The organism is Mesorhizobium liriopis, from assembly GCF_024053505.1.
GTDB classification, from domain to species: Bacteria; Pseudomonadota; Alphaproteobacteria; order Rhizobiales; family Rhizobiaceae; genus Mesorhizobium_B; species Mesorhizobium_B liriopis.
The window spans coordinates 217,361-229,870 of sequence record NZ_JAMXQS010000005.1 but is presented as its reverse complement, the minus strand read 5'-3'; the positions used below and the strand labels follow the sequence as shown (position 1 = coordinate 229,870).

Genomic DNA, 12,510 nt, shown 5'->3' with positions numbered 1-12,510 from the left:
GGACTTCATGTCGGAAACCAAGACGGGCGGAGCAGACCTGATCGCGAGCCTCGCCGCGAACCGTGTCGCCATCGAGGGCGTGTCGCCCGAGATCGATGGCGGACGCTTTCCGGCAAAGGTCGTGGCGGGCGAACCGGTGCTGATCGAGGCCGACATTTTCGGCGATGGTCACGACACGATCGACGCCGTTCTTCTGTTCCGTCCCGCAGGCACTGATGCCGGCTGGACCGAGCAACCGATGGAGTTCTTCGAGAACGACCGCTGGCAGACAAGGGTCACGTTCCCCGAGAACCGGATGTACGAATTCACCTTCCTCGCCTGGCGCGATCTCTTCGGCCAATGGCGCAAGGAAATTGCCAAGAAGCATGCGGCGGGATTGAACATCGACCTCGAACTCGAGGAAGGTCGGCTTCAACTGGACGGCGCGCGCAAGTCCGAGCGCGCGACACAGGCCGATATCGGCAAGCTTTCCGAACTCCTCAACGCGTTCGACGCGCTGCAAGGCGCGCCCGAGCGGCTCGCGCTCCTGTCCTCGGACGTGGTCTTCGACCTGATGAAGCGGGCCGCGGGCCGCATCAATCTCAGCCGCACCAAGACCTTCCCGATTTTTGCCGACCGCAAGACCGCGGCTTTCAGCGCCTGGTACGAGCTTTTTCCGCGGTCCCAGTCGGGCGACATCCACCGCCACGGCACTTTCGACGATGTGATCAAGCGCCTGCCTTATGTGCGCGATCTGGGCTTCGACGTGCTCTACTTCACGCCGATCCACCCGATCGGCAAGACCAACCGCAAGGGTCGCAACAACAGCCTGACGGCCGGGCCGGACGAGCCGGGCAGTCCCTATGCCATCGGCTCGGCAGATGGGGGCCACGACGCGCTGCACCCCGAACTCGGCACTTTCGAGGATTTCGAGCGCCTGGTCGGTGCCGCCCGCGACCACGGGCTCGAGATCGCCATCGACTTCGCCATTCAGTGCTCGCCCGACCATCCCTGGATCAAACAGCATCCCGAATGGTTCGACTGGCGGCCCGATGGCTCGATCAAGTTCGCCGAGAATCCGCCCAAGAAATACGAGGACATCGTCAACGTCCATTTCTACCGCGAGGCGCTGCCTTCGATCTGGCATACGCTGCGCGACATCGTGCTGTTCTGGGCCGAAAAGGGCGTGAAGATCTTCCGCGTCGACAACCCGCACACCAAGCCGTTTCCGTTCTGGGAATGGATGATCGGCGAGGTGCGCGCCAAGCACCCGGACGCGATCTTCCTGGCCGAGGCTTTCACCCGGCCCAAGCTCATGAAGCGGCTCGCCAAGGTCGGCTTCAACCAGAGCTACAGCTATTTCACGTGGCGCAACGTGAAGTGGGAGATCGAGGAATATCTCACCGAACTCACCACCGAAGAGTGCCGCTGGTACATGCGTCCGAACTTCTTCGCCAACACGCCCGACATCAACCCGCGCTATCTCCAGACCAGCGGCCGTCCCGGCTTCCAGACGCGCCTCGTCCTGGCCGCGACGCTCGGCGGCAATTACGGCATCTATAACGGATTCGAGATCAGCGAAGCCCAGGCCGTGCCGGGCAAGGAAGAATATCTCAATTCCGAGAAATACGAGATCCGCACCTGGGACATGGACCAGCCGGACAACATCCAGTGGGACATCCGCTTCGTGAACCACCTGCGCCGCGAGAACCCGGCGCTGCAGGATTTCACCAATCTCAAATTCTACCAGTGCTGGAACGACAACATCCTTTATTACGGCAAGAAGACCGAGGACCTGTCGAGCTTCCTCCTGTTCCATGTCTGTCTCGACCCGCACAACGAGCAGGGCGCCGATTTCGAGGTGCCGCTCTGGGAATTCGGCCTGCCCGATGACGGCTCGGTCGAGGTCGAGGACATGGTAACGCGCCACCGCTTCACCTGGCACGGCAAATATCAGCACATCCATCTCAACCCGCATGCCAAGCCTTACGCCGTCTGGCGATTGATCGCGCCCGAGAGCAAGAGCTGATGAGCGTGACGGGCGAGGAAACGGCTTCGGCGTTTGCCGAGTTGAGGCTTGATGGCCGGAGTTTAAGCGCCATGCTCGGCGGCGCGCAAAACAGAGGCATCGAGGATGCGCTCAAACATCTTCTGCCGCGCCAGCGCTGGTTCGGCGCCAAGGACAGCACCATCCTGTCGGTCGAGCTTTCGCCGCTCGGTGATCTGGTACCCGGCGTCCACGCCCTTGCCGTGGCTGACGTCGATCTCAGCCATGAAGTGCAGCGCTATCTCCTGCCGCTCTCAGCCGTCTGGGGTGAGGCCGCCGAGAGGCGCGCGACCAAGACGACACCCGCGCTCGCCAGGATCTCTGATGGCGCGCGAACGGGCCTTCTGATCGACAGCGCGGCCGATCCGGAACTGGCCGCCGCCCTTCTGGCAGCGCTGCAGCATGACAGGCGTTTCCAGTCCGAGAGCGGCACGCTGGTGTTCGATGGGCGCGATGCCTTGCGCGTGCTGAACACGACCGGCGCGCCACGCGCTTTGGGGGCTGAACAGTCCAACCTGTCCATCGCCTATGGCAGCGAGATCATCCTCAAGCTCTACCGCCGCCTGCGCGCCGGCGCACAGCCGGATGTGGAAGTGGCGGAGTTCCTGTCGGAAGAAGGCCACTTCGCGAGCACGCCGCAGTTCCTGGGTGAAATCCGCTTCGAAGGAAGGGGCGAAGAGCCGACCACGCTCGCCGCAGCCTTTGCCTTCGTGTCCAATCAGGGCGATGCCTGGGCGCACCTGATCGAAGGCCTGTCGGACGATCTTTCCCGCGAGGGCGCTTTCGGCCCTGCGGTCTCGGTCGGCGCGCTGCTTGGCCAGCGCACGGCCGAGATGCACAAGGCGCTGGCGGTTGAAACCGATAATGCCGCCTTCGCTGTCGAACCGCTGACAGGGCAAGACATCGCCGTCTGGGTGGAAGAAGTCACAGCGGAAACGAATGCGTTGCTCGACCGGCTTGAAGCGGGACGCGGAAGGCTGCCGCCTCAGGCACAGGCACTTGCCGACGAAGTTCTGGCCGGGCGCGAGCAACTCATCGCGCGCCTCCAGACGGTGGCCGGCATGATGCCCTCGGGCGGCCGCTCGCGTATTCATGGCGACTACCATCTCGGTCAGGTTCTCGCTGCGAACGGCGATTTCATCATCATCGACTTCGAAGGCGAACCCAAGCGCAGCCTGGTCGAGCGGCGCGCGAAATCCTCGCCGCTGCGCGATGTCGCCGGCATGCTGCGTTCGTTCCACTACGCGGCGGTCACCGGCGTGTCTCGTGCGGGACCGGCAGCACAAGCCCGCGCGGATCAATGGCGGGAGCAGGTGAGCAACGATTTCCTCCACGCCTATCGCGAGCACATCGCGGATGCGCGTTCCTATCCGTCAGACGAGGCCTTCGCGCAGGCGCTTTCAGACCTGTTCCTGCTTCAGAAGGCCATATACGAAGTCGGCTACGAACTCGCGAACCGTCCCGACTGGGTGCAAATTCCGCTCAGCGGCGTGCGTGATCTCCTGCGATAGGCCGTTTCGCCACCGCTAGTGCTCGGGCTTCAGCTCGCCTGCCTCGACCGCCACCGGCAACACGTTCTCGGCCGGCGGCAGCGGGCACACGGCGAAGTCGGTAAAGGCGCAGGGTGGGCTCACCGCGCGGTTGAAGTCGAGCACGATCGTGTCCGCCGTGACATCCTCGCCGAACACGAAGCGGGCGGCAGGATAGGTCTGCGCGCCTGCCGTCCTGTCGCGGATCACGAATTGCGGCCGCTCCGGCGTGCCATGCGTCGCGAGCAGTTCGAAGCGCTGTCCGTCGCGCTTGAACACCGCGCAATGCGTGGCGGCGACGTCCGTGGCGATCCTTTTGCTCGTGTCGATGGTCAGCTGCTTGGGCGCTTCGAGTTCGCGCCACTCGGCGGTGATGCGCCAGGACGGATCGAACGGGAAGTAACGCAGCGGCTTGAGGTGCCGTGCGACGTCCGATGCCGTATGGCGCACGCGAAGCGCGTTCTCGCCGTTGAGCGTCGTGACTTCCAGAAGCAGGTCGCCGGCTGTAAAGCGCGGCGGTTTGCTCTTGCTCAAAGCAAGCTTCTGGGCGGGGCCGCCATCGACCGGCATGTAGGAAACGCCTTCATCGTCCTGCGTCAGCGTGCCGACATAAGCGGGTCCTTCAGCCAGCACGATGTCATTGTCTTCCGCGCTGCCGACCGACACCGTACCGTTTTCGAGCGGAAAGCGCCCGATGATGTTGATCCAGCCATCGGGCGCGGTGAGCGCCTGCAGACGGCGCGTCTTCCAGTCTTCCCATTCGGCAACGAGATCGGTCATGGCGTTTCTCCAAATGCAAGGCGCGGCACGGCGTCGAGCAGACGCCGTGTATATGGGTGTTGCGGGGTGCTCAGCACCTGTGCCGTATCGCCCACCTCCACGATCCGTCCCTTTTCAAGGATCAGAACGCGGCGACAAAGGGCGGCAACGGCGCCAATATCGTGGGACACGAAAAGCAGGCTCATCGTGTGGCCAAGGCTCTTGAACAGCTCCACGATGCGCAGCCGCGTCGAAAGATCGAGCGCGCTGACCGCTTCGTCCGCCAGAAGCAGGCGCGGGCGGCAGACCACGGCACGCGCGATCGCGATGCGCTGGCGCTGACCCCCGGAGAATTGGTGCGGATAGCGGTCCACCATCCCCGTATCGAGCCCGACCGCATCGAGCGCTTGTTCCACCATCCGGCGATGGTCGCCTGACACACGAAGCGAGCGCAACGGCTCGGCCACGATGGCGCCGACCTTCTGGCGCGGATCGAGCGACGAATAGGGGTCCTGGAAGACGACCTGCACCTGCCTGCGGAACTGGCGCATGGAGCTTCGGTCGCCGGGATCGAGCACCGCGCCGTCGAACCGGATCGTCCCGCCGCTCGGGCGCTGGAGCCCGAGAGCCAGGCGCAGCAGCGTCGTCTTGCCCGAACCGGATTCACCCACCAGCCCGACCGTTTCGCCCTCCTCGACGACGAACGAAAGGCCGGACAGGATCGCGCGTCCGCGCCCGTAGGCGAAATCGACTTGGGCCACATCGAGCAGGCTCATAGCCGCCTCCCGATCGCATCGTCGAAATGCCGTGCGGCCTGGAGCAGGCCCTTGGTGTAATCGTGGCTGGGCGCGGCAAGCACGGTGGCCACCGGTCCGCTTTCGACCGCCACGCCCTGGCGCATCACCACCACGCGGTCGACCGCACTCGCCACCACGGCGAGGTCGTGCCCGATGAAGAGCAGCGCCATGTCGCGCTCGGAAGCCAGACGATCGAGCAGTTGCAGGATTTCGGCCTGAGTCGTCACATCGAGCGCCGTGGTCGGCTCGTCGGCGATCAGAAGGGCAGGGCGGCAGGCGAGCGCCATGGCGATCGCCACGCGCTGGCGCTGCCCACCCGAGATCTGATGCGGAAAAGCGTGAGCCAGCCTTGCGGGATCGGGCAGGGCGACGTCGCGCAAAAGGTCAAGCACCGCAGAAGCGAGGGCACTCCCGCGCAGAGGGGCACCATCGCGCTTTGCACGACGCGCAAGGGGCTCGGCCACCTGCCTGCCGACCGTCATCAAGGGATCGAGGGCCGTCAGCGGTTCCTGGAAGACGATGGCGACGGCGGAGCCCCGCAAGGCGTTCAGCTCACGCTCGGCGGCCCCGATCACTTCACGGCCCGCCAGCCTGATCGAGCCATGGGGCAACAGTCCGCGCGGCAACAACCCGCTGACCGCGAGCGCCGTCAGCGACTTGCCCGAGCCCGACTCGCCGATTAGTCCGACCCGCTCGCGTGGGCCGATGGCAAGCGAAAGGTCTGAGATGAGCCGCCTGCCGCCAGCTTCGACGCTCAGGTCCTCGATGGCGAGAAGCGCGCTCATCGCTCGCTCCGCGCCGGGTCGTTTCGTTCGCGCAGGCCATCGGCCAGCAGGTTGATGCCGATCACCAGCGACACGAGCGCGATGCCCGGCGTGATCGCCCCGATGGGCGCGGAGAACACCGTGCCCTGCGCCTCCTGCAAAAGCCGCCCCCAGGATGCGTTGGGCGGCGGTGCGCCCAGACCCAGATAGGACAGCGAGGCCTCCGCAATGACTGCCAATCCGAATTGCAGAGCGAGATTGACCGACAGGCCGGGCCAGATGTTCGGCAGCACATGAATGCGCACGATGGCTGGCCATGAGGTGCCGGAGGTACGCGCGGCAGTGATATAATCCATCAGCAGCACGCGCTTGGCGAGAATGCGCGCCAGACGCGCGACGATGGGCGAGAGGCCAAGTCCCAGCGCGAGAATCGCCGTCGACAGGTTCGCCCCGTCGCTTGCAGCCACCACCAGCATGGCGATGAGCAGGGTCGGAAATGCGATCAGGATGTCGAGCGCGGCGGCGAGTGCGTCGTCGAGCCAGTTGCTGGCAAAGGCCGCGAGCAGCCCGAGCGTGGTGCCGAGCACCGCTCCGATGGCAACCGCCGCCGTGCCGACGGTCAGGGCGATACGCGATCCGATCATGATCTGGGTGAGTAGGTCGCGGCCCAGCCTGTCCGTTCCCGCAAGGTGAAGGAGGCTCGGTGCTTCCAGCCGCCGTCCGGCGAGTTCGGTCGGGTCGAAAGGCGTCCAGACGAGCGTCAGAAGCGCGACTACGAGGTGCAGGCCGACCAGTGCGAGACCGGCGACCAGCGTCCAGGATCGGGCCTTGCGTGAGAGGATGGCGGTGTCGGCAGGGATCGTCACGACGCCACGCTTTCCCGCAAGCGCGGGTCGAGCAGGCGCTGCACGATGTCGGCGGCGAAGCCCACGAGCAGCACCATCAGCGTCGAGACGAAGAGCACGCCCTGCACGTTCGGATAATCGCGCTGCTGGATGCCGAGCAGAAGCATGGAGCCCAGTCCGGGCAGGTTGAAAACGCGCTCCACGACCACGGCACCGAGAAACGTGCTCGCCAGTTCGATGCCGAGGATCGACACCACCGGCACGGCGCCATTGCGCAGTCCATGGCGGCGGAGGGCTTCCGGCAGGCTGGAGCCCAGTGCGCGGGCCGTGCGGATGTAGTCGCTGTTCAGCACATCGAGGGTGGCTGCCCGCACATAGCGCAGAACGGAGGCACCCATCACGAGGCCGATCGTCAGCACCGGCAGGACCATTGCTGTCAACGCGTCATCCCAATTGCGCCAGCCGCGCAAGGGGAAGTTGCCGGACGGCAGCCAGCGCAGGTTCACGGCAAACAGCGTGACGAGCAGGATGCCCACCCAGAACACCGGTACCGCGACGCCCAACTGCGACACGACCGAGATCATCGCGCCAAAAGGCTTGTCGGCCTTGACCGCTGCCACGATGCCGAGCGGCACGGCGAGCAGGAGGGCCAGCACGAAGCCGGCGAGGGTGAGCGGCAGCGTCACCGACAGGCGGTTCGCGATCTCGCCCAGAACAGGCGCGCGGCTGACGAAGGAGGCGCCGAAATCGAAGCGCGCGAGATTGACCAGGAAAAGCAGGAATTGCGCGAAAAGCGGCTGGTCCGAACCAAGCTGACTTCGCGCCGCCGCGACCTGTTCCGACGTGGCGCCGACGCCCAAGAGCGCATTGGCCGGATCACCCGGCAACAGACGCAAGAGCACGAACAGCACCAGTGCCGCCACGAAAAGCGAGACGACGAGAATGGCCGTGCGGCGGATGAAATAGGAGAGAATGTCTTGTCGTCCTCGAAACGCGAAGCGCCGGCCTATGACTCAAGCCGGCGCCCTGCAATGTGTAGCTCGCGTCAGTCCGCCTTGCGGATGCCCGACACGAAGAACTGCGCGTTGAGCCCGTTCACCGGATAGCCCGAAACCTTGGTGGTGGACACCACGATCTGCGGATAAAGGTAGAGCCAGTTGCTGGCCGCTTCCTCGGCGATGATCTGGTTTGCCTGCTTGAGCTTTTCGGTCTGCTCCCCCTCGCTCGCCGCCGTTTCGGACTGCGCGATCAGGTCCACGACCTTGGGATTGTTGTAGCCCCAGTAGAAGTCGGGATTGCCGTAAAAGACGATGTCGCGGTGGTTCACATGCTCCTGCAGCGTCGCCTGGAAATCGTGCTTCTGGTAGATCTTGGTGTACCACTCGTTCGCCGTGATGATGTTGAGGTTCACCTTCACATTGATCTTGGCGAGCTCGCTTTGCAGGAACTGGGCGACGATCGGGTGTGGATCGTAATCGGGCGTGTCGAGCGTGAACTCGAACCCGTTGGCCAGGCCCGCCTTGGCGAGCAGCGCCTTCGCGCCTGTCGGGTCGTAAGGGTCGATATTGGTCAGATCCACATACCACGGATCGGTCGGCGGCACGAAGGAGCCGATCACCTGCCCGTATGAGCCCCAGATGGATTCGAGCAGCCGCTTCTTGTCCACCGCACGCGCGAGTGCTTTGCGCACCTCGATCTTGTCGAAAGGAGCCACGCGGTCGTTATAAGCCAACAGCTCCTTGGTTGTCGAAGCGCCGTTCGAGACTGTGAATTCCGGGTTGTCGCTGAACTGCTGCAGCGCATCAGGGCTTTGCACCGAGGTGACGATGTCGACCGCATTGGTCAGAAGCGCGTTGGAAAGGGCGGTGGCGTCGGTGAAATACTGGAACACGGCCGCCTCGTTGGAGGGCTTGGTGCCCCAGTATTTGTCGAAGCGCTCCAGTGCGAGTGCCGAACCGCGCCGCCATTCGCTTAGCGTGTAGGGACCGGTGCCGTCTTCCTTGGCAGTGATGTCGCCCGCCGCGTCATTGACGATCCAGACATAGGACAGGTTGTAGGGCAGCGAGATCGAGCGTTGCGAGAGCTTGACGACGACCGTGCGATCGTCCGGCGTTTCGATTCCCGTGATGGTCGCAAGGCTCTTCTTGCGCGAGCTCTTCGAGGCTTCCGCCGTGACGCGCTCGATCGAGGCCTTCACGTCGGCCGAAGTCAGCGGCTCGCCGGAGTGGAATGAAACGCCCTCGCGCAGATTGAAGGTGTATGTCAGCCCGTCGTCGCTTACCTTCGTGTCGCTCGCCAGCACCGGCTCGACCTTGCCGTCGTCCGTCAGCCTGAACAGCGCCTCATAGACATTGCCGTTGAAGGCCTCGTTGATGCCCTGGCCCGCGCCCGCCGTGTTGTCGAGGTTCTGCGGCTCATAAAGCGAGCCGATGTTGACTGTGGCATCGGGATCGAAGTCCTGCGCGAAGGCCAGTGGGGACAGGCTGGTGGCGACCAGAAAGGCGGCGCTGAACAGCAGTTTGCGGGAATGGAGCATCGGCAAGAATCCCAAGTCGTGTGTGGACGCAAAAGTGCGTCGGGACAGGCGCCAAGACAAGCCGGATGGTTTCGCCTTGTCCCACTTTTACGCTAACCCATGCCATAGATTCTTGTGACCCGGGGAACAACGGCCATTCGCGCTGGATGTTTCGCGGCGACCCTCGATCCGCCGAAGGACCATCGCATGCCGGAACCAAGCCCCAAGCGCCCGCCGATCGTCGTGGTCATGGGCGTGACGGGCGTCGGCAAAAGCACGCTCGGCCGCGATCTCGCCGCCCATCACGGCTTCCGCTTCTTCGATGCGGACGATTTCCATCCTGAAGCCAATGTCGCCAAGATGCGCGCGGGCGTGCCTCTTACCGACGAGGACCGCAAGCCTTGGCTTGAGCGGCTGGCGGCACTTCTCGCGCAAGCGAGCGAGCCCACCGTGCTTGCATGTTCGGCGCTCAAGGCGAGCAATCGCGAAACGCTTCGGAATGCGGCACCCGGTCTGCTAGTCGTCCATCTCACCGGCTCGCGCGAAGCCATCACTAAGCGTGTCGGCGCACGGCGCAACCACTACATGCCATCATCGCTGGTGGACAGCCAGTTCGCCACGCTCGAAGCTCCCGCGCCCGAACCCCATGTGCTTGTGCTCGACTGCGACCTGCCGGTGGATGTCATGTCGAAGGCTGTGATGGAGCGGCTAGCCGTCTTGGAATGACCGACGGCCATGGAGCAATCTTCGGCCATTCCTTGCGAAGGGGGCGAGACGCAGCCTCGTCTCAGAAAGAAGGGAACCAGCCGAGGCAGCCGGCGTCAACCGCTGACGATCAGGAGGTTCGCATGACCGTTCAACTGCCGCTCAGCGAAAGTGCGCTTGCGCCTGACACGCAAAGCAAGGCGGAGGCACGTGAGATCGCGCCTGACCTCGCCTATCGCCGGCTCAAAATCGTCAATGTCGTCTTTCTTGGGCAACCGGGCGCGAACAATGACTGGCTGCTGATCGACACCGGCCTGCCGGGATCCAAATCCGATATCGTCTCAGTCGCCGAGGAGCGGTTCGGCAAGGGTGCGCGGCCGCGCGCCATTCTGCTGACCCATGGCCATTTCGACCATATCGGCACGGTGGAGGATTTGGCCGCGGAATGGGATGTGGACGTTTACGCCCATCCGCTCGAACACCCGTATCTCGACGGCACGCTTTCCTATCCCCCTGCCGACACGGAAGCCGGGGGCGGGCTGATGACGCTTCTGGCCCCGCTTTTCCCGCGCTCGCCCATCAACCTGGGGAAAAGGCTCAAACTGCTGCCGGACGATGGATCTGTGCCCTTCACCGAGGGCTGGCGCTGGATCGCCACGCCGGGCCATACGCCCGGCCATGTCTCGCTCTGGCGCGAAAGCGACCGCACGCTCATCGCGGGCGATGCCTTCGTGACGACTGGACAGGAATCGATCTACGAGGCGGCGACGCAGAAGCCCGAAATGCATGGACCGCCGCGCTATTTTACGCCCGACTGGAACGCGGCCGAGGTTTCCGTCAAGACGCTCGCGGGCCTTGAACCGGAACTGGCAGTCTCGGGCCACGGTCGCGCCGTGAAAGGCCCTGTCATGCGCGAGGCGCTGCACCGGCTGGCATCGGCGTTCCGCACGATCGCCGTGCCGGAACATCTGCGCTGAGGAACAGATCCATATTGCCCGATGGCGCCCGGACCAGCCGGGCACCATCAACGGAAAGCCTCAGTTCTTTTTCGTGTCTTCGAGCAGGAAGCGGCCGAGTGGGTTCTGAGTGAAGTTCTCGATGCCCTTGCGCGAGACGTTGATGTAGGGGCTGTAATAGAGGTCGATCCAGTTGACGTCCTCTTTCGCCATCCTCTGCAGGTCCACATACATCGCCTCGCGCTTGGCCGGGTCCATTTCGAGGCGGGCCTTGGCGACGAGGTCCTTTACCGCGTCGTTCTTGTAGCGGGTCATGTAGTTGTTGTTGGCGTCGTGCCCGATCACGAAGGTGGTCTTCTGGTCGGGGTCGAGGATGTCGTTGGTCCAGTAATTGACACCCACATCATAGTCGCCGGCGACCAGCATGTCCCATTCCTGGCTGGGGTCGACCTTCTGGATATTGACGGTGACGCCCGCCTTGGCGAGCTGCTGCTGGAGAAGCACGGCGGTCTGCTCGACCACCTCGTCGCCGGCGCGCACCACATAGTTCAGCGTCAGGTCCGACGCACCCGCATCCGCCAGCATCTGCTTGGCCTTTTCCGGATCGTAGGGGCGCTTGAGGTTGTCGGCGTAATAATAGAGCGCGCCCTTGGGTATGTAGGAATTGGCCACAGTGCCGAGGCCGAAGGTGACGGTGTCGACCACGGCCTGCTTGTCGATCGCCATGTCGAGCGCCTGACGGACTTCCTTTTTGGCGAGCGCGCCGTGCTCGTGGTTGATCAGGAGGTGATCCTCCCGCGTCGAGGGATCGAGATGAACGGTGAGGTTCGCGTCCTTCTGGAGCTCGGCCACGCGCGAGAAGGGGACGAAGATCGCCGCATCCAACTGGCCGGCCTGAACGTTGAGCATGCGGGTGTTGTCGTCGGGTACCGAGATCCATTCGACGCCGTCGAGGCTGACATGATCGGCGTCCCAGTAGTTCGGGTTCTTTTCGAGAATCACACGATCACCGCGCCGCCATTCTTTGAGCGCGAAGGCGCCCGAACCGACCGGCGCTTCGGCGAACGCTTCTTCGCCGACGGATTCGAGCACCTTCTGCGGCAGCACGGAAACGTTGGGTAGCGCCAGCGTCGAAAGGAAGGGGGCGGAGGGTGTTTTGAGCTTGACGACGAGGGTCTTGTCGTCGCTTGCCGTTGCCGTGTCGATCACCTTGTAGGAGTCGCTCCACAGCGAGCCCGGATTGTCGCGCACGCGCAGGAGACTGAAGGCGGCGTCGCCAGCCGTGACCGGTGCGCCATCGGAGAACTTGGCGTCGCGCATCTTGAGGGTGTAGGTGAGCCCGTCCTCCGAGACCGTCCAGCTTTCGGCCAGGCCGGGCACGAGCTTGGTTCCGGTAGGATCGACACGTACCAGCACGTCGAAGATGTTTGAGAACACCCAGTTGTCGATGTTCTGCGCGGTCTTGATCGGATCAAAGGTGGTCGAGTCCTCGCGCCGTCCGATGGTCAAGACGCCGGCCGCTTCCGCGATGCCGGCGCTGACCGACAGGCCGGTCATTACCGTGACCAGACCGATCCGCATCCATTGTTTCAGCATTGTCCTGTTCCCCTTTGT

At 64.0% G+C, this 12,510-nt stretch carries 11 protein-coding genes; 4 read left to right on the top strand and 7 right to left on the bottom strand.

The window, feature by feature from the left end; translation table 11 throughout:
- Positions 1-7: 7 nt before the first annotated feature.
- Positions 8-2,008, top strand: a complete 2,001-nt coding sequence (locus NGM99_RS11110; RefSeq protein ID WP_252818891.1) for an alpha-1,4-glucan--maltose-1-phosphate maltosyltransferase — start codon at positions 8-10, stop codon at positions 2,006-2,008.
- A complete protein-coding gene (locus NGM99_RS11105; protein ID WP_252818890.1) occupies positions 2,008-3,537 on the top strand; it encodes a putative maltokinase in 1,530 nt (509 codons plus the stop codon). The genes NGM99_RS11110 and NGM99_RS11105 overlap by 1 nt, the downstream gene beginning before the upstream one ends.
- Positions 3,538-3,552: 15 nt before the next feature.
- Here the strand turns inward: NGM99_RS11105 and NGM99_RS11100 are convergent, their stop codons facing one another.
- The 6 genes from NGM99_RS11100 to NGM99_RS11075 form a co-directional block, all read right to left on the bottom strand.
- Positions 3,553-4,335, bottom strand: a complete 783-nt coding sequence (locus NGM99_RS11100; protein ID WP_252818889.1) for a DUF1684 domain-containing protein — start codon at positions 4,333-4,335, stop codon at positions 3,553-3,555.
- On the bottom strand, positions 4,332-5,090 hold the full coding sequence (locus NGM99_RS11095; RefSeq protein WP_252818887.1) for an ABC transporter ATP-binding protein: 759 nt from the start codon (positions 5,088-5,090) through the stop codon (positions 4,332-4,334). Before NGM99_RS11095 ends, NGM99_RS11100 begins: the two co-directional genes overlap by 4 nt.
- On the bottom strand, positions 5,087-5,896 hold the full coding sequence (locus NGM99_RS11090; RefSeq protein WP_252818885.1) for an ATP-binding cassette domain-containing protein: 810 nt from the start codon (positions 5,894-5,896) through the stop codon (positions 5,087-5,089). Before NGM99_RS11090 ends, NGM99_RS11095 begins: the two co-directional genes overlap by 4 nt.
- Positions 5,893-6,741, bottom strand: coding sequence for an ABC transporter permease (locus tag NGM99_RS11085; protein ID WP_252818883.1), 849 nt, complete (start codon positions 6,739-6,741; stop codon positions 5,893-5,895). Before NGM99_RS11085 ends, NGM99_RS11090 begins: the two co-directional genes overlap by 4 nt.
- A complete protein-coding gene (locus NGM99_RS11080; protein ID WP_353937413.1) occupies positions 6,738-7,679 on the bottom strand; it encodes an ABC transporter permease in 942 nt (313 codons plus the stop codon). Before NGM99_RS11080 ends, NGM99_RS11085 begins: the two co-directional genes overlap by 4 nt.
- Positions 7,680-7,765: 86 nt before the next feature.
- Positions 7,766-9,256, bottom strand: coding sequence for an ABC transporter substrate-binding protein (locus tag NGM99_RS11075; protein WP_252818881.1), 1,491 nt, complete (start codon positions 9,254-9,256; stop codon positions 7,766-7,768).
- Between the two features lie 186 nt (positions 9,257-9,442).
- On the opposite strand from NGM99_RS11075, the gene NGM99_RS11070 reads away from it, so the two are divergent.
- Together NGM99_RS11070 and NGM99_RS11065 are read left to right on the top strand one after the other, a co-directional pair.
- A complete protein-coding gene (locus tag NGM99_RS11070; protein ID WP_252818879.1) occupies positions 9,443-9,961 on the top strand; it encodes a gluconokinase in 519 nt (172 codons plus the stop codon).
- 122 nt (positions 9,962-10,083) lie between these two features.
- Positions 10,084-10,917: an MBL fold metallo-hydrolase gene (locus NGM99_RS11065; protein ID WP_252818877.1), complete on the top strand. Its 834-nt coding sequence runs from the start codon at positions 10,084-10,086 to the stop codon at positions 10,915-10,917.
- A 60-nt stretch (positions 10,918-10,977) separates the two neighbouring features.
- Here the strand turns inward: NGM99_RS11065 and NGM99_RS11060 are convergent, their stop codons facing one another.
- Positions 10,978-12,492 (bottom strand): ABC transporter substrate-binding protein, encoded by a 1,515-nt coding sequence (locus NGM99_RS11060; RefSeq protein WP_252818875.1) that lies wholly within the window; start codon positions 12,490-12,492, stop codon positions 10,978-10,980.
- Between the last annotated feature and the right edge of the window lie 18 nt (positions 12,493-12,510).

What these genes read in the sequence shown, in the direction of transcription:
- NGM99_RS11105 (WP_252818890.1), top strand. Translation starts at nt 2,008, where the DNA reads ATGAGCGTGACGGGCGAGGAAACGGCTTCGGCGTTTGCCGAGTTGAGG.
- NGM99_RS11100 (WP_252818889.1), bottom strand. Translation starts at nt 4,335, where the DNA reads ATGACCGATCTCGTTGCCGAATGGGAAGACTGGAAGACGCGCCGTCTG.
- NGM99_RS11095 (WP_252818887.1), bottom strand. Translation starts at nt 5,090, where the DNA reads ATGAGCCTGCTCGATGTGGCCCAAGTCGATTTCGCCTACGGGCGCGGA.
- NGM99_RS11065 (WP_252818877.1), top strand. Translation starts at nt 10,084, where the DNA reads ATGACCGTTCAACTGCCGCTCAGCGAAAGTGCGCTTGCGCCTGACACG.
- NGM99_RS11110 (WP_252818891.1), top strand. Translation starts at nt 8, where the DNA reads ATGTCGGAAACCAAGACGGGCGGAGCAGACCTGATCGCGAGCCTCGCC.
- NGM99_RS11075 (WP_252818881.1), bottom strand. Translation starts at nt 9,256, where the DNA reads ATGCTCCATTCCCGCAAACTGCTGTTCAGCGCCGCCTTTCTGGTCGCC.
- NGM99_RS11090 (WP_252818885.1), bottom strand. Translation starts at nt 5,896, where the DNA reads ATGAGCGCGCTTCTCGCCATCGAGGACCTGAGCGTCGAAGCTGGCGGC.
- NGM99_RS11060 (WP_252818875.1), bottom strand. Translation starts at nt 12,492, where the DNA reads ATGCTGAAACAATGGATGCGGATCGGTCTGGTCACGGTAATGACCGGC.
- NGM99_RS11070 (WP_252818879.1), top strand. Translation starts at nt 9,443, where the DNA reads ATGCCGGAACCAAGCCCCAAGCGCCCGCCGATCGTCGTGGTCATGGGC.